Origin of the sequence: Burkholderia sp. FL-7-2-10-S1-D7, assembly GCF_001524185.1 — a bacterium.
Classification (GTDB): domain Bacteria; phylum Pseudomonadota; class Gammaproteobacteria; order Burkholderiales; family Burkholderiaceae; genus Burkholderia; species Burkholderia diffusa.
Genome location: NZ_LOWY01000074.1, coordinates 174,071 through 199,494 on the forward strand (window position 1 = coordinate 174,071; position 25,424 = coordinate 199,494).

Sequence of the window (25,424 nt, forward strand, 5' to 3'; positions counted from 1 at the left end):
TCAGCCGTGCTCTCGTTCCTGCTGAAGCTGCGCACTCGCGCCCAGACGCTGTTCCGCCTGTCGGACGCCCATACGATGCTGATCTGGTCGGCCATCGTCGGCGTCGGCGGCGCCTTCGCCACCATCGCGTTTCGCGAAGGCATCGACCTGATGCAGCGCCTGATCTCCGGACACAGCGGCAGCTTCGTGCAGATGGCGAGAAGCCTGCCGTGGTACGTGCGATTCTGGATGCCGGCCGCGGGCGGCTTCCTGGCCGGCTGCGTGCTGCTGCTCGCGACGCGCGGCGTCCGGAAATCCGGCAACACCGACTACATGGAAGCCGTCGCGCTCGGCGACGGCGTCGTGCCGGTGCGGCAGAGCCTGTGGCGCAGCATGTCGTCGCTGCTGACGATCGGCAGCGGCGGCTCGATCGGCCGCGAAGGCCCGATGGTGCAGCTCGCGGCGCTCACCGCGTCGCTGGTCGGCCGCTTCGTGCACTTCGACCCGCCGCGCCTGCGGCTGCTCGTCGCGTGCGGCGCGGCGGCCGGCATCACGTCCGCATACAACGCGCCGATTGCCGGCGCGTTCTTCGTGTCCGAAATCGTGCTGGGCACGATCGCGATGGAGAGCTTCGGGCCGATGGTCGTCGCATCCGTCGTCGCGAACATCGTGATGCGGGAATTCGCCGGCTACCGGCCGCCGTACGAGATGCCGGTGTTTCCGGCCGTGACGGGCCCCGAGGTGCTGCTGTTCGTCGTGCTCGGCGCGCTGTGCGGCGTGCTCGCGCCGCAGTTCCTGCACCTGCTCGATGCATCGAAGAACCAGTTCAAGCGGCTGCCCGTGCCACTGCCGGTGCGGCTCGCGCTCGGCGGCCTCGTGGTCGGCGTGATCTCGGTGTGGATTCCGGACGTGTGGGGCAACGGCTATAGCGTCGTGAACCAGATCCTGCATTCGCCGTGGACCTGGCAGGCGCTCGTCGCGGTGCTGGTGTTCAAGGTGATCGCGACCGCCGCGACGGCCGGCTCGGGCGCGGTCGGCGGCGTGTTCACGCCGACGCTATTCGTCGGGGCCGTGTTCGGCTCGCTGTTCGGGCTCGCGATGAACGCGCTGTGGCCCGGCCACACGTCCGCGTATTTCGCGTATGCGATGGTCGGCATGGGGGCGTTCATGGCCGGCGCGACGCAGGCGCCGCTGATGGCGATCCTGATGATCTTCGAGATGACGCTCAGTTACCAGGTCGTGCTGCCGCTGCTGGTGTCATGCGTGTTCGCCTATTTCGTCGCGCGTGCGACCGGCACGACGTCGATGTACGAGATCACGCTGCGCCACCACCAGGACGCGCAGGAACGGCTGCGGTTGCGCACCACCCAGATGCGCGAGCTGATCCAGCCCGCGCAGACGGTCGTGCCGCTCGCCGCGAGCGTCGCCGACATGACGCGCGTGTTTCTCGAGTATCCGGTGAAGTATCTGTACGTGACCGACGACGCCGGGCGCTTCCGCGGCGCGGTCGCATTGAAGGACATCACGTCCGACCTGCTCGACAAGCGCGACACGACCGACAAGACGGCCGCGCACTACGCGCATACGCCGTTTCCGCTGCTCACGCCCGACATGCCGCTCGCGACCGCGCTCGAACGCTTCATGGCGTTCCAGGGCGAACGGCTGCCGGTGATCGAAAGCGAGGCCGAGCCGACGCTCGCCGGCGTCGTCTACAAGACATCGCTGCTCGACGCGTATCGGCGAATGACCGGCGAGCGTTGACAGAAACGGGGGGCGGCGCGCGATAAGGCGCGCTGCATCCTCGCTCGCGGCGCCGTCGGCGCCGACCGACTGCCGGATCGTTCAGTCCGGCGCGCGCCCCAGCACGACCCGTGCGAAAAACCCCGCGAGCACCGATTCGGCCACGTCGGCCGATACGTGCTGCGGATCGGCCGTGTAGTACGACTGCACGCCGTCGCACAGGCACATCAGCCCGAACGCGAGCGTCTCGGCCGGCAGCAGCAGCGGTGTGCCCGCGCGCTCGGCGAAGCGCTGGATGAATTCGGCCATCTGCAGCCGCTTGCCATGCAGGAACTGGTTGAAGCGCACGCGAAACTTCGCGTCGCGCGCCGCCTGCAGCTTCGCCTCGCCCCACAGCAGCGAATATTCGTCGTCGCGAAACAGCGTGCGGTAGTACGCGAGCGCCATCGACTCCATCTGCTCGCGCGTGCCGCCTACCTCGAAGATCGCCTCGAAATCGGCCCGCACCGAATCATGGTCGCGCTCGAGCAGTTCGAGCAGCAGTTCCGACTTGCTGCGGAAATTCGAATAAAACGCGCCGCGCGTATAGCCGGCCGCCGCCGCGATGTCCTCGACGCTCGCGGCGACATAGCCTTTCTTCATAAAAATACGATGCGCGGCATTCAGCAGACGTTCGCGCGTCTGGTCCCTGCTCTGCTCGCGAGTTAAACGCTGTGGTTTCATGGCGCGCAGTCTAGCACCAACTCCCTTTCAAATTCATCTTTGCACTCAGATACAGGTGTGTATTAGAATCCGCCACAGTTTCCGAACGACCTTGTTCGGCTGTGTTCGTGGGCGCCGGGCCGGCGCCACTCGGGGCAAGCGCCCGCCGCGCTTGCCGGCTTCGTTCTGCTCTCACCTCATCTGGGGGTTTCGTGAATCGCTCCGGTTCCCGCGCCGTGCTGCTGATCGGCACCGCGCTCGTCCTCGCCGCCTGCCACCCGAAGGAAGCCGCGCCGCCTGCGCCGCGCCCGGTCGTCGCGCTGCCCGCGCACGCCGACGGCGCCCCGGCTGCCGCCACGCTGCCCGGCGAGATCCAGCCGCGTTACGCGACGCCGCTGTCGTTCCGCATCGCGGGCAAGATCGTCGAGCGCAAGGTGCGGCTCGGCGATACGGTCAAGGCCGGCCAGGTCGTCGCGCTGCTCGATCCGTCCGACGTCGAGAAGAACGCCGCGAGCGCGCAGGCGCAGCTCGATGCCGCATCGCACAGCCTCGCGTTCGCGAAGCAGCAGCTCGACCGCGATCGCGCGCAGGCGCGCGAGAACCTGATCGCGACCGCGCAGCTCGAACAGACCGAGAACAGCTACAAGTCGGCGCTCGCGCAGCGCGACCAGGCGCAGCAGCAACTCGCGCTCGCGAAGAACCAGCTCCGCTATGCGACGCTCGTCGCCGATCACGCGGGCACCATCACCGCCGAACAGGCCGACACCGGCCAGAACGTATCCGCCGGCCAGGCCGTCTACCAGCTCGCATGGTCGGGCGACGTCGACGTCGTCAGCGACGTGCCCGAAGCCGCGCTCGCATCGCTCACGCCCGGCCACACGGCGAGCGTCACGCTGCCGTCGCTGCCGGGCCGCCAGTTCGCCGCGAAGGTGCGCGAAATCGCGCCGGCCGCCGATCCGCAAAGCCGCACCTACCGCGTGAAGCTTACGCTCGCCGCCCCCGATCCGACCGTGCGCCTCGGAATGACCGCAAACGTCGCGTTCGACGGCGCGCCGGCTACCGGCAACGCGCCGAGCATCACGCTGCCCGCGACCGCGCTGTTCCACGACGGCCCGCATCCGGCCGTGTGGGTCGTGCGCACGAAGGACGACACGCTCGAACTGCGCCGCGTCGACGTCGCGCGCTTCAACGAACGCACCGTCACCGTGTCGAGCGGGCTGCAGCCTGGCGAGCGCGTCGTGCTGCAAGGCGTGCATACGGTCAGCGCGGGCGAGAAGGTGCGGCCGATCGCACCGCTGCATGCGGAGGACTTCGCGTCATGAGCGGCCCCCGCGAAGAAGGTCGGTTCAACCTGTCGGCATGGGCGCTGCGCCACCAGGCGCTGGTCGTCTACCTGATCGCGCTCGCGACGCTCGCGGGCATCCTCGCGTACACGCGGCTCGCGCAATCCGAAGACCCGCCGTTCACGTTCCGCGTGATGGTGATCCGTACGTTCTGGCCCGGCGCGAGCGCGCGGCAGGTGCAGGAACAGGTGACCGACCGGATCGGCCGCAAGCTGCAGGAAACGCCGGCCATCGACTTCCTGCGCAGCTATTCGCGGCCCGGCGAGTCGCTGATTTTCTTCACGATGAAGGACTCGGCGCCCGTGAAGGACGTGCCCGAGACCTGGTACCAGATCCGCAAGAAGGTCGGCGACATCGGCTATACGCTGCCGCCCGGCGTTCAGGGCCCGTTCTTCAACGACGAGTTCGGCGACGTCTACACCAACATCTGGACGCTCGAAGGCGACGGCTTCACGCCCGCGCAACTCCACGACTATGCGGACCAGCTGCGCACGGTGCTGCTGCGCGTGCCCGGCGTCGGCAAGGTCGACTACTTCGGCGACCCCGACCAGCGGATCTTCATCGAGGCCGACAACACCAAGCTCACGCGTCTCGGCATCTCGCCGCAGCAGCTCGGGCAGGCGATCAACGCGCAGAACGACATCTCGTCGGCCGGCGTGCTCACGACCGCCGACGATCGCGTGTTCGTGCGGCCGAGCGGCCAGTTCGACAACGTCGCCGCGATCGCCGACACGCTGATCCGCATCAATGGCCGCACGTTCCGGCTCGGCGATCTCGCCACCGTGAAGCGCGGCTACGACGATCCGCCCGTCACGCAGATGCGCACGAAAGGCCATGCCGTGCTCGGCATCGGCGTGACGATGCAGCCGGGCGGCGACGTGATCCGGCTCGGCAAGGCGCTCGACGCCGAATCGAAGGACCTGCAGGCGCAACTGCCGGCCGGCCTCAAGCTGACGCTGGTGTCGAGCATGCCGCATGCGGTAGCGCATTCGGTCGACGACTTCCTCGAAGCGGTTGCCGAAGCCGTCGCGATCGTGCTGGTCGTGAGCCTCGTGTCGCTCGGCCTGCGCACCGGGATGGTCGTCGTGATCTCGATTCCGGTCGTGCTCGCGGTGACCGCACTCTTCATGTACCTGTTCGACATCGGGCTGCACAAGGTGTCGCTCGGCACGCTCGTGCTCGCGCTCGGGCTGCTCGTCGACGACGCGATCATCGCCGTCGAGATGATGGCCGTGAAGCTCGAACAGGGCTACAGCCGTGCGCGCGCCGCCGCGTTCGCGTACACGAGCACCGCGTTCCCGATGCTGACCGGCACGCTCGTCACGGTGTCGGGCTTCCTGCCGATCGCGCTCGCGAAATCGAGCACCGGCGAATACACGCGCTCGATCTTCGAGGTGTCGGCGATCGCGCTGATCGCGTCGTGGTTCGCGGCCGTCGTGCTGATTCCGCTGCTCGGCTATCACCTGCTGCCCGAACGCAAGAAGCAGGCGCACGAAGCTCACCTGCCGGACGATCACGAGCACGACATCTACGACACGCGCTTCTACACGCGCTTGCGCGGCTGGATCGACTGGTGCATCGAGCGCCGCTTCGTCGTGCTGCTGATCACCGGCGCGCTCTTCGTCGTCGCGCTGATGGGTTTCTCGCTCGTGCCGCAGCAGTTCTTCCCGAGCTCCGATCGACCCGAGCTGCTGGTCGACCTGCGGCTGCCCGAGGGCGCGTCGTTCGCGGCGACGCTGCGCGAGACCGAACGACTCGAAAAGGTGCTCGACAAGCGGCCCGAGATCGACCATTCGGTGAATTTCGTCGGCAGCGGCGCGCCGCGCTTCTACCTGCCGCTCGACCAGCAGCTGCAGTTGCCGAACTTCGCGCAGTTCGTCGTCACCGCGAAATCGGTCAAGGATCGCGAGAAGCTCGCCACCTGGCTCGAAACCACGCTGCGCGACCAGTTCCCGGCCGTGCGCTGGCGCCTGTCGCGGCTCGAGAACGGGCCGCCCGTCGGCTACCCCGTGCAGTTCCGCGTGAGCGGCGACGACATCGCGACGGTCCGCTCGATCGCCGAGAAGGTCGCGGCGACGATGCGCGGCGACGCACGCGCGGCGAACGTGCAGTTCGACTGGGATGAGCCGGCCGAGCGCTCGGTGCGCTTCGAGCTCGACCAGAAGAAGGCGCGCGAGCTGAACGTCACGTCGCAGGACGTGTCGAGCTTCCTCGCGATGACGCTGTCCGGCACGACCGTCACGCAGTATCGCGAACGCGACAAGCTGATCGCGGTCGACCTGCGTGCGCCGCGCCCCGATCGCGTCGATCCGGCGAAGCTCGCGGGCCTGGCGATGCCGACGTCGAACGGCCCCGTGCCGCTCGGCTCGCTCGGCCGCTTCACGCCGACGCTCGAATACGGCGTGGTGTGGGAACGCGATCGCCAGCCGACCATTACCGTGCAGTCCGACGTACGCGCCGGCGCGCAAGGCATCGACGTCACGCATGCGATCGACGGCAAGCTGAATGCGTTGCGCGCGCAACTGCCGGTCGGCTACCAGATCAACATCGGCGGATCGGTCGAGGAAAGCGCGAAGGCGCAGGCGTCGATCAACGCGCAGATGCCGCTGATGGCGATCGCCGTGTTCACGTTGCTGATGATCCAGCTGCAGAGCTTCTCGCGCGTGCTGATGGTCGTGCTGACCGCACCGCTCGGGCTGATCGGCGTGGTCGGCACGCTGCTGCTGTTCGGCCAGCCGTTCGGCTTCGTCGCGATGCTCGGCGTGATCGCGATGTTCGGGATCATCATGCGCAACTCGGTGATTCTCGTCGATCAGATCGAGCAGGACATCGCGGCCGGCCACGGACGCTTCGACGCGATCGTCGGCGCGACCGTGCGGCGCTTCCGCCCGATCACGCTGACGGCCGCGGCCGCCGTGCTCGCACTCATTCCGCTGTTGCGCTCGAACTTCTTCGGGCCGATGGCGACCGCGCTGATGGGCGGGATCACGAGCGCGACCGTGCTGACCCTGTTCTACCTGCCCGCGCTGTACGCCGCGTGGTTCCGGGTGAAGCGCGACGAACGCGACCCGCGCGACGGCCCGCCGCCAGGCGGCAGCGTTCCGGCCGCGCCGTCGGGAGCCTGACCATGGATGGATCGATGAACCTGAAAACGAAAGCCGTGCGGGCGCTTGCGGTGGCGAGCCTCGCCGGCCCGCTCGCGGGCTGCGCGTGGTTCGCGCCGAGCGGCGAGCCGCCCGCGATGCCGTCGCCCGCGCACTACGGCACCGTGCCGCAAGTGCAGCAGACCGTGTCCGCGCAAGGCGTCGCGCAACAGTTCGAAGTCGGCGCGCAGCCCGTGCCCGACTGGTGGAAGCAGTACCGCTCAGAGGCGCTGAACGCGCTCGTCGACGAAGGCCTGCGCAACAGCCCGACGCTCAGCGCGGCGTCGCATTCGCTGGATGCCGCGCGCGAGCAGTTGCGCGGACAGATCGGCAGCTCGATGCTGCCGTCGATCGACGCAGGCGGCCAGGCCACGCGCCAGCGCGCACTCGGCGTGCCGATCCCCGCGCTCGGCGCGCCGACGCTGCTCTACGACACGTTCGTCGGGCAACTGCAGGCGAGCTACACGATCGACCTGTTCGGCGCGGCGCGCTTCGCGAACCGCGCGCTCGCGAAACGCGTCGACGTCAGCGCGTTCCAGCTCGAATCGGCGCGCCGGGCACTCGCCGCGAACATCGTCACGGCGTCGATCACGGTGTCGGTGCTCAACGCGCAGATCGCGACGACCGAACGGCTCGTCGCGCTCGCGAACGACCAGGCCCACGACGCGCAGCGCCGCTACGCGCTCGGCTCGGCGTCGCACAGCGACGCGCTGAGCGCGCAGCAAAGCGCGGACACCCTCGCCGCGAGCCTGCCCGCGCTGCGCCAGCAGCGCGACTCGGCGCGCCATGCGCTCGCGGTGCTGGTCGGCCGCACGCCCGACCGGCCGCCCGCCGACCTCGCGCTCGCCGACCTGCACCTGCCCGCGCAGGTGCCCGTAGTCGTGCCGTCGGACCTGCTGCAAAGTCGCCCCGATATCCAGGCCGCCGACGCGGGGCTGAAGGCGGCCGCCGCCGAAGTCGGCGTCGCGACCGCGCAGCTGTTCCCGCAGCTGTCGCTGTCGGCGGCCATGGGCAAAGGCGGCTTCAGCTGGCCGACGATGCTGTCGGGTGCCGGCGCGATCTGGAACGTCGGCGCGTCGCTGAGCCAGCCGCTGTTCCACGGTGGCGCGCTGCTCGCGCAGCGGCGTGCGGCGAAGGCGACCTACGAGGCCGCGGTCGACCAGTACAGGCAGACCGTGCTGAGCGCGTTCCAGAACGTCGCCGATTCGCTCGCCGCGCTCGAGCACGATGCGGAGGCGCTCGATGCGTCGTCGCGGGCCGCGCTGTCGGCGCGCGGCGCGTACGACGACGCGGCCGCCCGCGTGCGGCTCGGCGCGTTGCCGCCATCGGCCGCGCGCGCGAGCGAGCTGCAGTACCGGAACGCGCGGCTCGACGAGATTCGCGCGACCGGCGCACGCCTCGCGGATACCGCGCGGCTCTATCAGGCAATGGGCACGCCGCCGGTCGACACGACCGGCAAGGCAGCGACGGCCGGGAACGTCGACACGGCGGGCCGCACCGGCACCGAGGGCCAGGGCGCCCTCGCCGCCCAGGCACGCGCGGCCACGCCCGACGCGCCGCCGTCACCGCCGTCGCCACAATAACGCGCCCCTTGCCCCGGACGCACGGCGCGCGGGACCACCCCGCGCGCCGATCCGCGATCTTCCGCTTGACCCTCACGTAGCGTAACGTTCGAGACTCCAGCGTGCGCACCGAACGGAGGACACCATGCGGCTGAAAGTGGGAGAACTGGCGAAACGCAGCGGCCTGACCGTCCGCACGCTTCATCACTATCACGCGATCGGCCTCCTGATGCCGTCGGCGCGTGCCGACAACGGCTACCGGCTGTACGACCGCGACGACGTCGCCCGGCTCCACCAGATCCAGGCCCTGCGTCGCTTCGGACTGTCGCTCGCCGAAATCGGCGCCTACCTGAACCAGCCCGGCATCCCGCTCGTCGAGATCGTCGCGAAGCAGATCGCGTCGCTCGACCACCAGCTCGCGCAGACCGCGCAGCTGCGCGAGCGGCTCGTGCACCTGCACGCGCAACTCGCCGCGGGCACCGAGCCGGAACTGGCCGATTGGCTCACCACACTGGAGTTGATGACCGTGTACGACAAATACTTTTCCGAGGAAGAACTCGCGCGCCTGCCGATGTACCGCAAGAGCCAGGCGGGCGACGCCGAATGGATCGCCCTCGTCGCCGACGTGCGTGCGCTGCACGACGCGGGCGTGCCGCCCGAGGACGAGCGCGTGCGTGCCCTCGCCGGCCGCTGGATGACGCTGCTCGTGCGCGACACGAACAACGATCCGCGGCTGCTCGCGAAGCTGAACCTGATGCACGAGCGCGAACCGGCGATGCAGTCGAAGATCGGCATTTCGACCGCGCTGCGCGACTATGTGCTGCGCGCGACCGCCGAAACGAAGATGCGGATCTTCGAGAAGTATCTCGCGCCGGACGAGATCCGCTTCATGCGGGCGCACTACGGCACACGCGCGATGGAATGGCCGCAACTGATGGGCGACGTGCGCGACGCGATCGATGCGGGCGCAAGGCCCGATTCGCCGGAAGGCCGCGCGCTCGCGCAACGCTGGCTCGACCTGTTCCGCAGCTATGCGGGCAACGACCCGGCCACGCACGCGAAATTCCGCAATGCGATGATGACCGAGCCGGCGCTGACGAAGGATTCGTGGGTCGACGACACGCTGCTCGCTTTCATCCGCGAGGCGATGGCCCAGTTGGCGCCGGCGCGTTGATGGCGTAGCCAGCGCGGACGGTGCATGTCGGTTTCATGCGCTGCCCGCGCGAGCGGTCCGGCTCCCGTTCACCGGTCGCGCACCCCGAGCCCGAGCGCCTTCATCCGCCGGTACAGCGTGCGCTCGCTCATCCCGACGTGCTCGGCCAGCTGCTTGCGCGTACCGTCGAACGTGCGGGCAATCCGCACGAGTTCCGCGTCCGACACGCCGCGCGTGTCCGCCGCATGCGCGTGCGGTGTGGCCGACGCCGCGACCAGCTCGGCCGGCAGATGCTCGACGCGGATCGTCCCGTCGTCCGCGAACAGACACGCACGTTCCAGTACGTTGCGCAGCTCGCGGATATTGCCCGGCCATGCATACGCGTCGAGGCACGCACGCGCATGCTCGCTCAGCACGAACGGCCGGGCCGCGAACGGTCGCGCGCTCGCATCGCCCGCGCCGGCACGCGCGTTCGCGATGCGCCGCAGGATCGATTCGGCCAGCAACGCGACGTCGCCGCGCCGCTCGCGCAGCGGCGGCAGCGGAATCGGAAACGCGTTGATCCGGTAGTAGAGATCTTGCCGGAACCGGCCGTCGTCGATCATCTCGCGCAGCGGCTTGTGAGTCGCCGCGACGAGCCGGAAATCCGCGCGCAGCGCCTCGACACCGCCGACGCGCCGGTACGTCCCCGACTCGATCAGCCGCAGCAGCTTCACCTGCATCGGCAGCGGCACGTCGCCGATCTCGTCGAGAAACAGCGTGCCGCCCTGCGCGGTCTCGACGAGGCCCGGCTTGCGCTGGTTGGCGCCGGTAAACGCCCCCTTCTCGTAGCCGAACAGTTCGCTCTCGAACAGCGTCTCGGCGATACCCGAACAGTCGACGACCACGAACGGCCCCATCGCACGCTCGCTCGCCTCGTGCAGCGCCCGCGCGAACAGTTCCTTGCCGGTACCCGACTCGCCGAGCAGCAGCACGGGCAGCATCGACGGCGCAACGCGCTGCAGCGCGCCGAGTGCCGCATTGAACGCATCGGCGCCGCCGACGAGCCCTTCCGCGCTCGGCTGCGCGGACGCGCTGCGCACCGTCGTCAGCCGCTCGACGTACGCGATCACGTCGCCGCGCGCGTCGAAGATCGGCCGCAACTCCACGTCGACGTGCTCCGGGCCGCGCGGCGTATGGTGAATGTGCAACACGCGATTCAGGCTGCGCGACTCGAGTGCCTGCTTCATCGGGCAATGCTCGCCGGCCTGGTCGCACGGCACGTCGTAGTGATGCGAGACCTGGAAGCAGCGCCGGCCGACGTGCTCGACACCCGCCACGCCGAACTGGCGCCGGTACGCATCGTTCGCCGCGAGGATGCGGTAGTCGGGATCGACGACGATCATCGGCTGCGGGTCGTGCTCAAGATACGCGACGAGCGCGCGCACGTCGGGCATGACGTCGCGCGACGGTGCGGGAACGATCGGAATGGTGTCGTGCGGATTCATGAGGCGGCTCGGGAACGGATGGACAGACGAACTGCCAGACGGACTGCCAATTCTGCCATAACACTGCCAAATGTGGCAGTCGACATCGACGATGCCCCGCAGGCCGCGCTCGCGGCGCACCGCGATCAGGCCGGAAATCCGAGCCGAATCAAGTACCTGCCATTTCGTCCGGCGTCGTGGCGCGGGCTGGCATGCTTCTTGTGCATGGAATCCCCGATTGCCCATGCAGAACCCGATCGAGGACATCCCGTGAGCCATGCCCCCATGCTGTCGGTCGAAGGCTTTTTCGACCCGGCGACCCATACCGTCAGCTACCTGTTGCTCGACACCGCGAGCCGCGCGTGCGCGCTGATCGACAGCGTGCTCGACTACGACCCGAAATCCGGCCGCACGCGCACCGCCAGCGCCGACCGGCTGATCGCCCGCGTCGCAGAACTCGGTGCGACCGTGCACTGGCTGCTGGAAACGCACGTGCACGCCGACCATCTGTCGGCCGCGCCTTACCTGAAGGCGCATGTCGGCGGGCAGATCGCGATCGGCTCGCACGTGCGCCGCGTGCAGCACGTGTTCGGCACGCTGTTCAACGCCGGCCCGGGCTTCGCGCAGGACGGCAGCCAGTTCGATCGCCTGCTCGACGACGGCGACACGCTTGCGCTCGGCGCGCTGACGATCCGCGCGCTGCACACGCCGGGCCACACGCCCGCGTGCCTGACCTACTGCATAGACGACGCGACGCAGCGTGCCGCGTTCGTCGGCGACACGCTGTTCATGCCCGACTACGGCACCGCCCGCTGCGATTTCCCGGGCGGCGACGCACGCACGCTGTACCGCTCGATCGCGCGCGTGCTCGCCCTGCCGCCCGACACGCGCCTGTACCTGTGCCACGACTACCAGCCGGGCGGCCGCGACGTGCAGTTCGTGACGACCGTGGCCGAGCAGCGCCGCGCGAACGTGCACGTGAAGGACGGCGTGACCGAGGAGGATTTCGTCGCCATGCGCACCGCGCGCGACGCGACGCTCGACATGCCCGTGCTGATGCTGCCGTCCGTGCAGGTCAACATGCGCGCCGGCCACCTGCCCGCGCCCGAAAACAATGGCGTGCGTTACCTGAAGATACCGCTCGACGCGATCTGAGCCGCCGCCCCGACCGGAGAACCCCGACATGACCATCCGCACGCTGACCGACCTGCTGTCGGTCTCGCCCCAGATCGCCGCGACCGATCTGCCCGCGCTCCACGCGGCCGGCATCCGCACGATCGTCTGCAACCGCCCCGACGGCGAAGGCGCGGACCAGCCGACCGTCGACGAGATCCGCGCCGCCGCCGCGCCGCTCGGCATCGCCGTCCATTACCTGCCGGTCGATACCGGCAAGGTCACCGACGATCAGGCCAGACAGTTCGACGCGCTCGTCGCGTCGCTCGCCGGCCCGGTACTCGCATACTGCCGCAGCGGCACGCGTTCGGCGACGCTGTGGGCGCTGTCGCAGGCCGACAGGCGTCCGGCCGGCGACATCGTCGCGATCGCCGCCGCGGCCGGCTATGACCTCGGCGCGCTCGCGCCGCGCCTCACACGAGGTGCCACGCAAGGACTCGCGCAGGACGGCCGCCAGGCCGCGCCAGCCATCGACGCGCGGCACGACATCGTGATCGTCGGCGCGGGTGCGGCCGGTGTCGCGGTCGCGTCGAGCCTGCTTGCGCGCGACGCATCGCTCGATATCGCGGTGATCGACCCGGCCGATACGCACTACTACCAGCCCGGCTGGACGATGGTCGGCGCGGGCGTATTCCGGCCCGACACGACCGCGCGCCGGATCGTCGACCTGCTGCCGCGCGGCGTGAAATGGATCCAGGCCGCCGTCGCCGGCTTCGAGCCCGACGCGCACACGGTGGTGCTCGACGGCTGCCGGCGTATCGGCTACCGCAAGCTTGTTGTGTGCCCCGGGCTCAAGCTCGACTGGCACGCGATCGACGGCCTCGCGGAAACGCTCGGCCGCAACGGTGTCACGTCGAACTATCGCTACGACCTCGCGCCGTACACGTGGGAACTGGTGCAGGCGTTCCGCGGCGGCAACGCGCTGTTCACGCAGCCGCCGATGCCGATCAAGTGCGCCGGCGCGCCGCAGAAGGCGATGTACCTGTCGTGCGATCACTGGCGGCGCGCGGGCCGCCTCGGCGCCGCGAACGTCGAGTTCCTGAATGCGGGCGCCGCGCTGTTCGGGGTCGCCGACTACGTGCCCGCGCTGATGGAGTACGTGAAAAGCTACGACATCGCGCTGTCGTTCGGCCACAACCTCGTCGCGATCAACGGGCCCGCGCGGCGCGCGACGTTCCGGCGCACCTTGCCCGACGGCGGCACGGAAACCGTCGAACGTGCGTTCGACATGATCCACGTCGTGCCGCCGCAGAAGGCGCCCGATTTCGTGCGCGCGAGCCCGCTCGCCGATGCGGCCGGCTGGATCGACGTCGATCCGGCGACGCTGCGGCACAAGCAGTTCGCCGACATCTTCGCGCTCGGCGACGTCACCAACACGACCAACGCGAAGACCGCCGCAGCCGCGCGCAAGCAGGCGCCCGTCGTCGCGCATAATGTGCTCGCGTCTTTGGGCCGCGCGCACGGCGACGCCGCGTACGACGGCTACGGGTCGTGCCCGCTCACCGTCGAGCGCGGCAAGATCGTGCTCGCCGAATTCCTGTACGGCGGCAAGGTCGCGCCGACCTTCCCCGCGTGGCTGATCGACGGCCGGCGTCCGTCCCGGCTCGCGTGGCTGCTCAAGGAGCGCCTGCTGCCGCCGCTCTACTGGAAGGCGATGCTCAAGGGCCGCGAATGGCTCGCGAAGCCCGCGATCGCACGATGACCGGAACCCGATGACACCATGCTGATTTCCCTCGTACTCGGCAGTCTCGTCGGCGCCGTGCTGGGCCTCACCGGCGCAGGCGGCGGCATTCTCGCGGTGCCCGCGCTCGTCGTCGGGATGGGCTGGCCGATGCAGCAGGCCACGCCCGTCGCGCTCGTCGCGGTCGCGGGCAGCGCTGCACTCGGCGCGCTCGAAGGGTTTCGTCGCGGGCTCGTGCGCTATCGCGCGGCGCTGTTGATGGCCGTGGCGGGCGTGCCGCTCACGACGCTCGGCGTGAAGCTTGCGCACGTGCTGCCGCAACGCGTGCTGCTGGCGTTGTTCGCGCTGACGATGCTGGTCGTCGCGAGCCGCCTGCTGCGGCAGGCACTGCGCCACGCGCCCGGCGACGCGGACGAATCGCGCTTGTGCGTCGGCCGCGTGAATCCCGATACGGGCCGGCTCGTGTGGTCCTGGCCGGTCGGGCTCGCGCTTGCGTCGACCGGCGCAGTGACGGGGCTGATGACGGGCTTGCTCGGTGTCGGCGGCGGCTTCGTGATCGTGCCGATGCTGCGCAAGTTTACGAACGTGTCGATGCACGGCGTAGTCGCGACGTCGCTGATGGTGATCGCGCTGGTCGGCACCGGCGGCGTGCTCGCGACGCTCGTATCGGGCACGCGCGCGCCGCTCGACATGATGCTGTGGTTCACGGTCGCGACCGCAATTGGCATGGCGATCGGGCGCAATGCCTCCCGGCACCTGTCCGCGCGGCATGTACAGGCCGGCTTCGCTGCCGTGCTCGTCTGCGTCGCGCTCGGGCTGCTCGCGAAGGCGGCGTTCGGCGCATAAGCCACCGCGGCGCACACCCCGAAGCAAAACGCCCGGCCCGACTCGTCGTCGGCACCGGGCGTTTTTCGTTGCGTCGGCAACCTGTGCGTGATGACGTCAGGTCGCGAATGCGGCCGTCCGCTTGCGCTCCTGGCGCAGCATCACGAAGTTCGCGATCACCACACCGGCCGTCACCGCGACGATGAACAGCGTCGCGAGCGCGTTCATCTCCGGGTTCAGGCCGAGGCGCACGCGCGAGAACACGACGAGCGGCAGCGTCGTCGAACCGGGGCCCGACAGGAACGCCGACAGCACGAGGTCGTCGATCGACAGCGTGAACGAGAGCAGCCAACCCGCGATCAGCGCCTGCGAGATCAGCGGCAGCGTGATCGTGAAGAACACCTTCAGCGGCGTCGCGCCCAGATCGAGCGCGGCTTCCTCGAGCGACGGGTTCAGTTCGCGCACGCGCGACTGCACGATGATCGCGACGTACGAAATGCACAGCATCACGTGGCCCAGCCAGATCGTGAACACACCGCGCTCGGCCGGCCAGCCGATCCACTTCGCCAGTTCGATGAACAGCAGCAGCAGCGAGATCCCCTGGATCACCTCCGGAATCACCAGCGGTGCGTTGATCATCCCGCTGAACAGCGCGAAGCCGCGAAAGCGCCCCATCCGCGCGAGCACGAAACCGGCCCACGTGCCGATGAACACCGACGCGAACGCGGTCAGCACGCCGATCTTCAGCGACAGCCATGCAGCCGTCAGCAGCTCGTCGTCCTCGACGAGCGCCGAGTACCAGCGGAACGAGAAACCCGACCACACGGTGACGAGCTTCGACTCGTTGAACGAATAGACGATCAGGCTGATGATCGGGATGTACAGGAACGCGAAGCCGGCGAACAGCGCGGCGAACTGCAGGTAACGATTCGGCTTCATCGACGGGCCTCCTGCTCCTTCGCCTGGAAGTGCTGGAACATCGCCATCGGCACGAGCAGCAGCAGCACCATCGCGCAGGTCACGGCCGACGCCATCGGCCAGTCTGCGTTGTTGAAGAATTCATTCCACATCACGCGGCCGATCATCAGCGTGTTCGCGCCGCCGAGCAGCTCTGGAATCACGTACTCGCCGACCGCCGGAATGAACACCAGCAGGCAGCCCGCGATGATCCCGTTTTTCGACAGCGGCAGCGTGATCTGCACGAACGCTTTCCACGGCTTGGCGCCGAGGTCGTACGCGGCTTCGAGCAGGCGCAGGTCCATCTTCACGAGGTGCGCGTACAGCGGCATCACGAGGAACGGGAGGTACGAATACACCATCCCGATGTACACCGCGTAGTTCGTGCGGTACAGCTCGATCGGAGTATGGGTCAGGCCGATCCACATCAGGAAGTTGTTCAGCAGCCCGTTGTTCTTCAGGATCCCGATCCATGCGTACACGCGGATCAGGAACGACGTCCAGAACGGCAGCATCACGCCCATCATCAGCAGGTTGCGGGTCGCCGGGTTCGAACGCGCGATGTAGTACGCCATCGGATAGCCGGTCAGCAGGCACAGCAGCGTCGTGATCGCCGCGACCAGCACCGAATTCACGTAGGTCGCGAAATACAGGCTGTCGGTGAGCAGGAAAGCGTAGTGCGACAGGTTCAGCGCGATGTGCACCACGCCGTCCGCGTACGATGCGAGTTCCGTGTACGGCGGAATGCCGAGCTGCAGCTCCGCGAAGCTGATCTTCACGACCAGCACGAACGGCACGAGGAAGAACAGCACGAGCCACGTGTACGGCCCCGCGACGACCGCCGAGCCGCCGCTCAGGTTGAAGCGCCGCACGGGCCACGCGAGCAGGGACTTGAGCGCGCTCATGACGTCAGCACCACGCCTGCGGTCGCGCTCCAGCGCACGTAGATCTCGTCGCCGAGCGCCGGTGTGTCGAGCTCCGAAATCGCGAGGCTCGACACGTTCGCGATCACCGTCTTGCCCGCATCGAGCTTCACGTGATACAGCGAATAGCCGCCCATGTACGCGACGTTGGTGATCTTGCCGCGCGCCCAGTTGAACGCGCCTTCGGGCGGCTTGCGCGTGAGCGCGATCCGCTCGGGACGCACCGACACCGTGACCGGCATCCCGAGCGGACCCGTGATCCCGTGGCTCACGTACAGCCGGCTCGGCAGCTCCGGCGATTCGATGTACACGTGGTCGGGTTCGTCCTCGACGGTGACGCCTTCGAACAGGTTGGTCGAGCCGATGAACTCGGCCGAGAAGCGGCTGTTCGGGTATTCGTAGACTTCGTTCGGCGAGCCGATCTGCACGATCTGCCCTTCGCTCATCACGGCGAGCCGGTTCGCCATCGTCATCGCCTCTTCCTGGTCGTGCGTGACCATGATGCAGGTGACGCCGACCTTGTTCAGGATGTTGACGAGCTCGATCTGCGTGCGCTGGCGGATCTGCTTGTCGAGGGCCGACATCGGCTCGTCGAGCAGCAGCACCTTCGGGCGCTTGACGAGCGAACGCGCGAGCGCGACGCGCTGCTGCTGGCCGCCCGACAGCTGGTGCGGCTTGCGCTTCGCGTATTTGCTCATCTGCACGAGCTCGAGCGCGGCCGCGACGCGCGCCTTCAGTTCCGCCTTCGGCGTGCCTTCCTGCTTCAGGCCGTATGCGACGTTCGATTCGACCGACATGTGCGGGAACAGCGCATACGACTGGAACATCATGTTCACGGGCCGCTTGTACGGCGGCATCTGCGCGAGGTCCTCGCCGTCGATCAGGATCTTGCCCGATGTGACCGTCTCGAGGCCCGCGAGCATGCGCAACAGCGTCGACTTGCCGGAACCCGAGCTGCCGAGCAGCGCGAACAACTCGCCCTGGCGCACCGTCAGGTTCACGTTGCGCACCACTTCGGTCTCGCCGAATTTCTTGACGACGTCGACGATCTGGACAAAGTTCTCGGCGCGTGTATCGGCGCCGGACGAAGGAACGAAGGACGGCGCGCCCGCGACCGGCGCACCCGACTGGCTATTCATGATGTGCTGCTTCTCTCCTGCGTTTGACGAACAAAGCCCCCGGGGACACCAGGGGCTTCATGACTGCTGGCCTGCTCCGGCTCGCTTCAGCGGCCCGATTTCAGCTCGGTCCACAGACGCGTCTGCAGACGCTGGATTTCAGGCGGCAGCGGCTTGAGCAGGAACAGCGTCTTCACGACGTCGGCCGGCGGGTAGACGGCCGGGTCGTTCGCGACGTCCGGCCGCACGTACTTGCGTGCCTCGGCGTTCGCGCTCGGGTAGTACACGGCGTTCGTGATCGCCGCGTGCACCTTCGGATCCTCGATGTAGTTGATCCACTGCAGCGCGGCGTCCTTGTTCTTCGCGTCCTTCGGGATCGCCATCACGTCGAACCACACCGGCGCGCCGCCCTTCGGAATGTAGTACTCGACCTTGTACGGCTTCTTCGCCTCGATCGCGCGATGCTTCGCGATCACGACGTCGCCCGACCAGCCGAACGCGAAGCAGATGTCGCCGCCGACCAGATCGTTGATGTAACCGGACGAGTTGAATTGCGTGATGTACGGGCGGATCTTCTTCAGCACGTCCATCGCGGCCTTGTAGTCGGCCGGGTTCGTGCTCATCGGATCCTTGCCGATGTAGTGCAGCGCCGCCGCGAACATCTGGTCCGGAGCGTCGAGCACCGACACGCCGCAGGTCTTCAGCTTCGAGATGTTTTCCGGCTTGAACAGGATGTCCCAGTTGTCGAGCGGAACCTTGCCGAGCGCCTGCTGCGCCTTCGTCAGGTTGTATGCGAGGCCGGTCGTGCCATACGCCCAAGGCACCGAATACTTGTTGCCCGGGTCCGCGCCGGCGACGAGCGCCATCAGTTGCGGATCGAGGTACTTGAGGTTCGGCAGCTTCGACTTGTCGAGCGGCGTGAAGATGCCGGCGGCGATCTGCTTGCCCGCGTAGTTGCTGGTCGGCACGACGATGTCGTAGCCCGAGCTGCCCGTCAGCAGCTTCGCCTGCAGCGTGTCGTCGCTGTCGTAGTTGTCGTAGCGAACCTTGACGCCCGTCTGCTTCTCGAAGTTCGGGATCGTGTCCTTCGCAATGTAATCGGACCAGTTATAGACATTGAGCTGCGTATCCTTCGCCGCCGCCGCCGATGCACCCACGCACAGCGCAAGCGCTGCGAACCGGCCCACTACCTTTGCTTTCATCCCGCTCTCCCTCCGGCCGGACCTCGTGTCCGGCTGCCGTCTGCCTCGTCATGGCGGCGCATTCTGGCACGCCGCCCCTCGAAAACCCCGAACGCTACCACCATTCGCGCTCCGTCACAAAAAAATCATGCCGGTGTCGCGCAAACGGAACAGATTCCCGCCGCCGGCCACTCGGGCGGCCCGCGCAGCGGGGCATTCCGGGGGAATTCTATCGGGTAATCGGCGTCTGTCCATCAGGAAAAGAAGGCGGCCGCGAAACTGTCCGGACGGGTGGTGCGTCGCGCCATCGGCATCGCGGCCGGGCCGCGTCACCCCGATGCATTAAAATGACGCCCTGACGATTCAACGCGCGAACCCTTCCGATGGCCTCCAATCTCCACGACCTGCCCGACAGCCCCTGCATCGGCGTGTGCTCGACCCTCTTCGACGAAGTCTGCAAGGGCTGCGGCCGCACGGCCGGCGAGGTGTCGAACTGGGTGTTCCTGAGCGACGACGAGAAACGCGCGGTGTGGGAGCGCATCACGCGCGAAGGCACCGCGATGCGCTTTCAGTACGACAAGCTGTAAATCCGCCGCGCAAAAAAAGAGCGGCATGCCGACTGCCATGCCGCCAACCCCAACTCTGTTCTTTTCGCTTGCGTCTAGAACTTCATCCCGACGCCCACGCCGACGATCAGCGGATCGATGTGCAGCGTGCCGATGCCCTTGTCGCCGAGCGTCGCATCGGTGCTCATCCAGATCTTCTTCACGTCGACGTTCATGAACACCTTCTTCGTCAACTGCACGTCGACGCCGAACTGCAGCGCGGGACCGAAGCTGCTCTTGTTGATCGACACGCCCTCCCCGCCGACGTTGAGCCCGTTGTTGTAGAAGTACGTGTAGTTCAGGCCCGCGCCGACGTACGGACGCACCTTGCCGGCATGGTTGAAGTGGTACTGCAGCAACAGCGTCGGCGGCAGCACGCCCACACCGCCGAGATTGCCGAGGCTCGACGTCATCTGGTGCCGCGACGTGCCGAGGATCAGCTCCACGCCCAGGTAGTCCCGGATCATGTAGGTGAAGTCGAGCTCCGGCACGATCGCGTTGTTCACGCCGGTGTTGATCGCGCCGAGCGTATCGCTCGCGCGCTCGTTCGGCTGGATGCTGATCGCGCGCAACCGGACCAGAACGTCACCCTGGTTGATCCCGTCTCCCGCCGACGCTGCGTGCGACAGCGAGGGCATCATGACGAGGCTTGCCGCCACGGCGGCAGCGGTGACGCATGTTCGAATCGTTTTATGCATGGTACGGACCCCTTGAAGAATTTATTCCATTCTCCCTGTAGGGTCTTTGCGTCGCCTTGATATCCGTCAAGCCAGCGTAAACATCGGACGGTTTGTCGCAGGCTCCGCCGCACGGCCCGTCAGCAGCAGGTCGAGCAGATCGCGCACGCTGCGGATCGCGCTGCCGAACGGCAGCGCTTCACGGCCGCGGAAGAACAGGCCGTTCGCGACGTCGCCGCGCAACGCGGCCGCGAGCCGCGTGTCGATGCAGAAATGGCCGAACTTTTCGATGCCGTCGCGCAGCCCGCAGACGCTCAGGCACTCGAGCGCGGTCGGGCAGCGCTGCTTGAACGCGCCGAGCTTGTCGCGAATGCGGGTTTCGTTGCGCAGGTAACGATCGAGCCAGGGGGTCTTCACAGCGCGCGCAGGCAACCCCGTCACGCTGACGAATTCGACGATGTCCTCGGGCAGCGCATCGGCCAGCACGCGCTTGAAGTTCGGATGCGCATCGCCCTCTTCCGTCACTGCGAACGGCGTTCCCACCTGCACGCCGTTCGCGCCGGCCGCGAGCGCCGCTCGTACCGTGTCGTGACTGTTGATCCCGCCCGCGACGATCAGCGGGATCGTGTCGCGCGCGAGGCCGAGCGACGCCATCACCTGCGCGGTCTCGTCGAGCACGCGCGCGAAATCGAAGCGCGCATCGTGCATGTCGTCGATCTGCGTGACGCCGAGGTGGCCGCCCGCATGCGCGGGATGCTCGATCACGATCGCATCGGGCAGCCGCCCCTTCTTCATCCACTTCTTCAGCACCAGCGCGATCCCGCGGCTGTCCGACAGGATCGGGATCAGCGCGATGTCATGCCCCTGCGTGAGGTCGGGCAGATCGAGCGGCAGGCCGGCGCCCATCACGATCGCGTCGGCGCCTTCGTCGCACGCGACGCGCACGTAATCCGCGTGCGCGCTCACCGCCTTCATCACGTTGACCGCGATCATCCCGCGTCCTTCGCTGTAGGTCTTCGCGAGGCGAATCTCGCGCGCCAGCGCTTCGAGGTTCGCGGCCTCCAGCGTCGCGCGATCGGGATTCGCGCGACAGCGCGCGAGCAAGTCTGCATGGTGGTGACGCAGGTCGATGCTCGCAATCGTGCCGAGCGCGCCTTCGCGCGCGACGCTGCCCGCGAGGCGGTGCGCGGAGACGCCGACGCCCATGCCGCCCTGCACCACGGGCAGCAAGGTGCGGCCGCGAATCATGAGCGGCGGGAAGGAAGTGCGTGCGGTCATCTGAACCTCGTCGAAACATCGGAAATCGGAAACGCGATGATCGACGGATCCACCGGCGCGCACCTTGACGGCCGTCAATAAAAAAACGGCACGCGAGCGTGCCGTTCCGGGTCATGCGGCGTGAAACGCTCAGGCCGGATTCGCCGGCTTGAGCTGAATCGACTTGTACTCGAGATACTCTTCGAGCCCGTATACGCCGTTTTCGCGGCCGTATCCCGACTGCTTGTAGCCGCCAAACGGCGCGGCGCCGTTCCACGTGCCGCCGTTGATGTCGACCTGCCCCGTGCGGATGCGGCGCGCGACGCGCATCGCGCGTTCGTCGCTGCCCGCCCACACCGCGCCGCCGAGCCCGTACGGCGAATCGTTCGCGATGCGCACGGCCTCGTCTTCGTCGCGATACGTGATGATCGACAGCACCGGTCCGAAGATCTCTTCCTGCGCGATCGCCGATTTCGGATCGACGCGGCCGAACACTGTCGGCTTCACGAAGAAGCCCTTCGCGAGCCCTTCCGGCAGGCCCGTGCCGCCGGTCACGAGTTCCGCGCCGTCGTCGATTCCGCGCTGGATGTAGGCCTGCACGCGCTGCTGCTGCGCGGCCGATGCGAGTGCGCCGAGGCGCGTCGTTTCCTGACGCGGGTCGCCCGCGACGTACGCTTCGGCTGCCGCCTTCGCGATCGCGCGCGCCTCCTCGTAGCGCGCCTCGGGCACCAGCATCCGCGTGTGCGCCGAACAGGTCTGGCCCGCGTTCAGATAGCACGCGTTGACCGTGCCCTTCACTGCCGCCGCGAAATCGGCATCGTCGAGGATCACCGACGCCGACTTGCCGCCCAGTTCGAGCGCGACGCGCTTCACGCTCGCGGCCGCGAGTTCGGCCACGCGCTTGCCGGCACGGGTCGAACCCGTGAACGACACCATGTCGACGTCCGGATCGGTCGCCAGCACCTCGCCGACGACCGGGCCATAACCGCACACGAGATTGAACACACCCGGCGGCAGGCCCGCTTCGTGAATCGCTTCGGCAAGCATGAACGCGTTGAGCGGCGCGACTTCGGATGGCTTCAGGACGACCGTGCAGCCGGCCGCGAGCGCCGGCGCGACCTTCAGCGTGATCTGGTTGAGCGGGTAGTTCCACGGCGTGATCGCCGCGACGACGCCGACCGGCTCGCGCACCACCCGCGAGTTGCCGACCGTCGCTTCGAATTCGAACGATTCGGCGAGCTTCGCGTATGCCTTCCAGTTGTAGATCGGACCGCCGACCTGGATCGCGCGCGACAGCTTGATCGGCATGCCGACTTCGCCGGTGATCGACTGCGCGAGTTCCTCACTGCGCGCCTGCAGACGCTCGACGATCTTGCGCAGGTAGCCCGCGCGCGTCGCGGCCGGCGTCGCGGCCCATGCGTCGAATGCGGCGCGCGCCGCACGGATCGCGTCCTGCGCGTCCGACGCCACGCCCTCGGGAATCCGGCCGATCACGGCCTCGGTGCCCGAGTCGATCACGTCGATCGTGCCCGTTCCGGCGGGCTTGCGCCATGCGCCGTCGATATAGAACTGATCGTAGATTTTCATCGCTTCCTGTCTCCCGGAAAACGGCCATTCTAACGAGTGCGGCGCGGCTGCGCGACGACGCCTGACGGGACCTCGGGCGTCGCCGAACGGCCCGCGCGGACGCCGGCGAACCGGCGGCAGACGTCCGCTTCCCGCAACCGCGGCATCCGCGCCACGCCGGCGCACCACGAGGCCCCACCTCGTGCCCCGCATCGTGCTATGTTTTTAGTATCGGCGCCGGCTGTTGCAGGCCGCGCCACCCGGAATCGATGCCTTCGTGAGCGCTGCCATGACCGACGCACCCCATATCCTCGGCTCGCAAGATCGACTGGAGCTGCTGTGCTGGCTCACCTGCGGCAATCTCGGCGCGTTTTACCTGAACGAATCCTGGCCGGATGCATCGTTCCAGGTGCAGGCCGCGCATCGCTGGCTCGACCGACACCACCGGCAATCCGACTGGCTCGCGATCGCGAAGCTGGCCGCGCTGGCGCAGGACATCGCAAAGCGGCACGCCGACTTCGTCGACGCGTCGTGGGCGCGCGACGCGGTCGAGGAAATCGTCGATACCGACGATCTCGACTACCGGGCGAAACTCGTGCAATGGGTGTACGACGACTGCTGCAAGGCGCTCGCCGACAAACGGCTGGCCGACTGACCGCTCGCGCATGCGCGAGCGCCGGCTTGCGCCATCACGCGATCGGCAGCCGCTGCGTCGACTTCAACTGCCGCAACGACAGGTTCGAGCGGATGCTCAGTACGCCCGGCAATCTGCGCAGCACCCTTTCGACGAAATGACTGTAGTCGTCGAGGTCGGCCGCCACCACCTGCAGCAGGAAATCCGCTTCGCCGGTCGTGTTGTCGCATGCAAGCACGTTGGGGCTCGCCTGGATCAGGCGCTCGAACTCGGCCGTCACCTCCTCGCTGTGCTGCGTGCAGACGATCTGCACGAACGCCATCACGCCGAGCCCGAGCTTGCGACGGTCGAGCCGCGCGTGATAGCCCGCGATCAAGCCCGCTTCCTCCAGCCGCCGGAGCCGGCGCCAGCAGGACGTCTCGCTCAGCGAGAACGCTTCGGCGAGCCGCGCATTCGACACGCGCCCGTCCTGCTGAAGCATGTCGAGCATGCCGCGATCGATCCTGTCCAATGGTTCCATGAAAGCTCCTTGCGGCATTCCCGCGATCAGCGCAAGGCTATCTCAAGAATACCCGTATCTCAATCGCAATATGAAAGATAAATCCGCTTTTGTCGGGCTATATTGAAAGACTCATTCGGCCCAGGAGAAGATGGTGAAAGCAGTCGTTTATGAAGCGTTCGGCGCGGCGCCGCGGTTGATGAATGTCGACGATCCGACGCCGGCGCCCGACGGCGTCGTGATCGAAGTGAAGGCGACCGGCGTGTGCCGCAGCGACTGGCACGGCTGGATGGGGCACGATCCGGACATTGTGCTGCCGCATGTGCCGGGGCACGAACTCGCCGGCGTCGTGGTCGCGGCCGGCGCGGCGGTCACGCGCTGGAAGGCCGGCGACCGCGTCACGGTGCCATTCGTCGGCGGCTGCGGCCACTGCCCGGAATGCCACTCCGGCAACCAGCAGGTATGCGAGCAACAGTTTCAGCCCGGCTTCACGCACTGGGGCTCGTTCGCACAGTTCGTCGGCATCCATCACGCCGACCTCAACCTCGTGCGGCTGCCCGACGCGCTCGATTTCCCGACCGCGGCGAGCCTCGGATGCCGCTTCGTGACGTCATTTCGTGCGGTGGTCGACCAGGGGCGCACGTCGGCCGGCCAGTGGGTGGCCGTGCACGGCTGCGGAGGCGTCGGTCTGTCAGCGATCATGATCGCGAATGCGATCGGTGCAAACGTCGTCGCGATCGACATTTCGGACCAGGCGCTCGCGCTCGCGCGATCGGTCGGCGCAGCGGCGACCGTCAATGCGTCGCAAGTCGCCGACGTTGTCGATGCGGTGAAGGAGATCACGCGCGGTGGCGCCCACGTGTCGCTCGATGCGCTGGGCCATCCGAGCACCTGCTTCAACTCGATCAGCAATCTGCGCCGCCGCGGCAAGCATGTGCAGGTCGGGCTGATGCTCGGCGAGCATGCAACGCCGGCCGTGCCGATGAGCAAAGTCATCGCGCACGAACTGGAGATTCTCGGCAGCCACGGGATGCAGGCGCATCGTTACGACGCGATGCTCGACATGGTGAACGCCGGCACGCTCGCGCCGAACCGGTTGATCGGCAAGGAAATCAGTCTGGGCCAATCGATCGATGCGCTGATGAACATGAACCGGTTCGAAGGCGCCGGTGTGACGGTCGTAACGGATTTTTCGGGCTGACGGCGCAGGGCTGACAGCGCGGGCGGGGGTGGCGGCCTG

21 protein-coding genes are annotated in these 25,424 nt (G+C 67.7%); 11 read left to right on the top strand and 10 right to left on the bottom strand.

The features are described from left to right. Positions 1–6: 6 nt before the first annotated feature. Entirely contained in the window at positions 7–1,740 is a 1,734-nt protein-coding gene (locus WS75_RS23115) for a ClcB-like voltage-gated chloride channel protein (protein ID WP_218919285.1), read from the top strand. Between the two features lie 81 nt (positions 1,741–1,821). On the opposite strand, the gene WS75_RS23120 is transcribed toward WS75_RS23115, so the two are convergent. After that, complete coding sequence (locus WS75_RS23120; RefSeq protein ID WP_059683507.1) at positions 1,822–2,442, bottom strand: TetR/AcrR family transcriptional regulator; 621 nt, start codon at positions 2,440–2,442, stop codon at positions 1,822–1,824. Between the two features lie 191 nt (positions 2,443–2,633). On the opposite strand from WS75_RS23120, the gene WS75_RS23125 reads away from it, so the two are divergent. The 4 genes from WS75_RS23125 (at position 2,634) to WS75_RS23140 (ending at position 9,643) form a co-directional block, all read left to right on the top strand. Next, positions 2,634–3,743 (top strand): efflux RND transporter periplasmic adaptor subunit, encoded by a 1,110-nt coding sequence (locus WS75_RS23125; RefSeq protein WP_059683510.1) that lies wholly within the window; start codon positions 2,634–2,636, stop codon positions 3,741–3,743. Further along, positions 3,740–6,889 (top strand): efflux RND transporter permease subunit, encoded by a 3,150-nt coding sequence (locus tag WS75_RS23130; protein WP_059683512.1) that lies wholly within the window; start codon positions 3,740–3,742, stop codon positions 6,887–6,889. Before WS75_RS23125 ends, WS75_RS23130 begins: the two co-directional genes overlap by 4 nt. Before the next feature lie 2 nt (positions 6,890–6,891). Beyond that, on the top strand, positions 6,892–8,490 hold the full coding sequence (locus WS75_RS23135; protein ID WP_059683514.1) for an efflux transporter outer membrane subunit: 1,599 nt from the start codon (positions 6,892–6,894) through the stop codon (positions 8,488–8,490). Between the two features lie 124 nt (positions 8,491–8,614). Further along, entirely contained in the window at positions 8,615–9,643 is a 1,029-nt protein-coding gene (locus WS75_RS23140; RefSeq protein WP_059683515.1) for a MerR family transcriptional regulator, read from the top strand. Positions 9,644–9,711: 68 nt separating this feature from the next. Here WS75_RS23140 and WS75_RS23145 read toward each other — a convergent pair whose 3' ends face one another. After that, complete coding sequence (locus tag WS75_RS23145) at positions 9,712–11,109, bottom strand: sigma-54 interaction domain-containing protein (RefSeq protein ID WP_059683516.1); 1,398 nt, start codon at positions 11,107–11,109, stop codon at positions 9,712–9,714. A gap of 264 nt (positions 11,110–11,373) precedes the next feature. On the opposite strand from WS75_RS23145, the gene WS75_RS23150 reads away from it, so the two are divergent. The 3 genes from WS75_RS23150 to WS75_RS23160 are packed head-to-tail and all read left to right on the top strand — an operon-like array spanning position 11,374 to position 14,788. After that, complete coding sequence (locus WS75_RS23150) at positions 11,374–12,243, top strand: MBL fold metallo-hydrolase (RefSeq protein WP_373558512.1); 870 nt, start codon at positions 11,374–11,376, stop codon at positions 12,241–12,243. 28 nt (positions 12,244–12,271) lie between these two features. Further along, entirely contained in the window at positions 12,272–13,963 is a 1,692-nt protein-coding gene (locus WS75_RS23155; RefSeq protein ID WP_059683519.1) for a bifunctional protein tyrosine phosphatase family protein/NAD(P)/FAD-dependent oxidoreductase, read from the top strand. Between the two features lie 18 nt (positions 13,964–13,981). Then, a complete protein-coding gene (locus WS75_RS23160) occupies positions 13,982–14,788 on the top strand; it encodes a sulfite exporter TauE/SafE family protein (protein WP_059683522.1) in 807 nt (268 codons plus the stop codon). 96 nt (positions 14,789–14,884) lie between these two features. Here WS75_RS23160 and WS75_RS23165 read toward each other — a convergent pair whose 3' ends face one another. The 4 genes from WS75_RS23165 to WS75_RS23180 form a co-directional block, all read right to left on the bottom strand. After that, positions 14,885–15,706 carry an ABC transporter permease subunit gene (locus tag WS75_RS23165; protein ID WP_059606893.1) on the bottom strand — a complete coding sequence of 274 codons (822 nt, stop codon included), beginning with the start codon at positions 15,704–15,706 and terminating at the stop codon, positions 14,885–14,887. Further along, positions 15,703–16,629: an ABC transporter permease subunit gene (locus WS75_RS23170; protein WP_059683525.1), complete on the bottom strand. Its 927-nt coding sequence runs from the start codon at positions 16,627–16,629 to the stop codon at positions 15,703–15,705. The genes WS75_RS23165 and WS75_RS23170 overlap by 4 nt, the downstream gene beginning before the upstream one ends. Further along, positions 16,626–17,786: an ABC transporter ATP-binding protein gene (locus tag WS75_RS23175; RefSeq protein WP_059683530.1), complete on the bottom strand. Its 1,161-nt coding sequence runs from the start codon at positions 17,784–17,786 to the stop codon at positions 16,626–16,628. The genes WS75_RS23170 and WS75_RS23175 overlap by 4 nt, the downstream gene beginning before the upstream one ends. A gap of 86 nt (positions 17,787–17,872) precedes the next feature. Then, on the bottom strand, positions 17,873–18,967 hold the full coding sequence (locus tag WS75_RS23180) for a polyamine ABC transporter substrate-binding protein (RefSeq protein WP_059683534.1): 1,095 nt from the start codon (positions 18,965–18,967) through the stop codon (positions 17,873–17,875). Between the two features lie 362 nt (positions 18,968–19,329). On the opposite strand from WS75_RS23180, the gene WS75_RS23185 reads away from it, so the two are divergent. Continuing rightward, on the top strand, positions 19,330–19,533 hold the full coding sequence (locus WS75_RS23185) for a DUF1289 domain-containing protein (RefSeq protein ID WP_027784516.1): 204 nt from the start codon (positions 19,330–19,332) through the stop codon (positions 19,531–19,533). A gap of 74 nt (positions 19,534–19,607) precedes the next feature. On the opposite strand, the gene WS75_RS23190 is transcribed toward WS75_RS23185, so the two are convergent. From WS75_RS23190 to WS75_RS23200, 3 genes are all read right to left on the bottom strand, one after another. Beyond that, positions 19,608–20,249, bottom strand: a complete 642-nt coding sequence (locus WS75_RS23190) for an OmpW/AlkL family protein (protein WP_059683537.1) — start codon at positions 20,247–20,249, stop codon at positions 19,608–19,610. Positions 20,250–20,315: 66 nt separating this feature from the next. Further along, complete coding sequence (locus WS75_RS23195; RefSeq protein WP_059683539.1) at positions 20,316–21,506, bottom strand: NAD(P)H-dependent flavin oxidoreductase; 1,191 nt, start codon at positions 21,504–21,506, stop codon at positions 20,316–20,318. Between the two features lie 129 nt (positions 21,507–21,635). After that, entirely contained in the window at positions 21,636–23,072 is a 1,437-nt protein-coding gene (locus WS75_RS23200) for an aldehyde dehydrogenase family protein (protein WP_059683542.1), read from the bottom strand. 268 nt (positions 23,073–23,340) lie between these two features. On the opposite strand from WS75_RS23200, the gene WS75_RS23205 reads away from it, so the two are divergent. Then, the gene (locus WS75_RS23205) at positions 23,341–23,706 is read left to right on the top strand and encodes a hypothetical protein (RefSeq protein WP_059683545.1); all 366 of its coding nucleotides are present in this window, start codon (positions 23,341–23,343) and stop codon (positions 23,704–23,706) included. A gap of 34 nt (positions 23,707–23,740) precedes the next feature. Here the strand turns inward: WS75_RS23205 and WS75_RS23210 are convergent, their stop codons facing one another. Further along, on the bottom strand, positions 23,741–24,205 hold the full coding sequence (locus WS75_RS23210) for an Lrp/AsnC family transcriptional regulator (RefSeq protein WP_059683548.1): 465 nt from the start codon (positions 24,203–24,205) through the stop codon (positions 23,741–23,743). Between the two features lie 133 nt (positions 24,206–24,338). On the opposite strand from WS75_RS23210, the gene WS75_RS23215 reads away from it, so the two are divergent. Further along, positions 24,339–25,385, top strand: a complete 1,047-nt coding sequence (locus tag WS75_RS23215) for a zinc-dependent alcohol dehydrogenase family protein (protein WP_059683743.1) — start codon at positions 24,339–24,341, stop codon at positions 25,383–25,385. The last annotated feature ends 39 nt before the right edge of the window (positions 25,386–25,424 follow it).

What these genes read in the sequence shown, in the direction of transcription:
- WS75_RS23135 (WP_059683514.1), top strand. Translation starts at nt 6,892, where the DNA reads ATGGATGGATCGATGAACCTGAAAACGAAAGCCGTGCGGGCGCTTGCG.
- WS75_RS23145 (WP_059683516.1), bottom strand. Translation starts at nt 11,109, where the DNA reads ATGAATCCGCACGACACCATTCCGATCGTTCCCGCACCGTCGCGCGAC.
- WS75_RS23210 (WP_059683548.1), bottom strand. Translation starts at nt 24,205, where the DNA reads ATGGAACCATTGGACAGGATCGATCGCGGCATGCTCGACATGCTTCAG.
- WS75_RS23175 (WP_059683530.1), bottom strand. Translation starts at nt 17,786, where the DNA reads ATGAATAGCCAGTCGGGTGCGCCGGTCGCGGGCGCGCCGTCCTTCGTT.
- WS75_RS23185 (WP_027784516.1), top strand. Translation starts at nt 19,330, where the DNA reads ATGGCCTCCAATCTCCACGACCTGCCCGACAGCCCCTGCATCGGCGTG.
- WS75_RS23160 (WP_059683522.1), top strand. Translation starts at nt 13,982, where the DNA reads ATGCTGATTTCCCTCGTACTCGGCAGTCTCGTCGGCGCCGTGCTGGGC.
- WS75_RS23165 (WP_059606893.1), bottom strand. Translation starts at nt 15,706, where the DNA reads ATGAAGCCGAATCGTTACCTGCAGTTCGCCGCGCTGTTCGCCGGCTTC.
- WS75_RS23170 (WP_059683525.1), bottom strand. Translation starts at nt 16,629, where the DNA reads ATGAGCGCGCTCAAGTCCCTGCTCGCGTGGCCCGTGCGGCGCTTCAAC.
- WS75_RS23120 (WP_059683507.1), bottom strand. Translation starts at nt 2,442, where the DNA reads ATGAAACCACAGCGTTTAACTCGCGAGCAGAGCAGGGACCAGACGCGC.
- WS75_RS23150 (WP_373558512.1), top strand. Translation starts at nt 11,374, where the DNA reads ATGCTGTCGGTCGAAGGCTTTTTCGACCCGGCGACCCATACCGTCAGC.
- WS75_RS23195 (WP_059683539.1), bottom strand. Translation starts at nt 21,506, where the DNA reads ATGACCGCACGCACTTCCTTCCCGCCGCTCATGATTCGCGGCCGCACC.
- WS75_RS23205 (WP_059683545.1), top strand. Translation starts at nt 23,341, where the DNA reads ATGACCGACGCACCCCATATCCTCGGCTCGCAAGATCGACTGGAGCTG.
- WS75_RS23200 (WP_059683542.1), bottom strand. Translation starts at nt 23,072, where the DNA reads ATGAAAATCTACGATCAGTTCTATATCGACGGCGCATGGCGCAAGCCC.
- WS75_RS23190 (WP_059683537.1), bottom strand. Translation starts at nt 20,249, where the DNA reads ATGCATAAAACGATTCGAACATGCGTCACCGCTGCCGCCGTGGCGGCA.
- WS75_RS23180 (WP_059683534.1), bottom strand. Translation starts at nt 18,967, where the DNA reads ATGAAAGCAAAGGTAGTGGGCCGGTTCGCAGCGCTTGCGCTGTGCGTG.
- WS75_RS23140 (WP_059683515.1), top strand. Translation starts at nt 8,615, where the DNA reads ATGCGGCTGAAAGTGGGAGAACTGGCGAAACGCAGCGGCCTGACCGTC.
- WS75_RS23155 (WP_059683519.1), top strand. Translation starts at nt 12,272, where the DNA reads ATGACCATCCGCACGCTGACCGACCTGCTGTCGGTCTCGCCCCAGATC.
- WS75_RS23130 (WP_059683512.1), top strand. Translation starts at nt 3,740, where the DNA reads ATGAGCGGCCCCCGCGAAGAAGGTCGGTTCAACCTGTCGGCATGGGCG.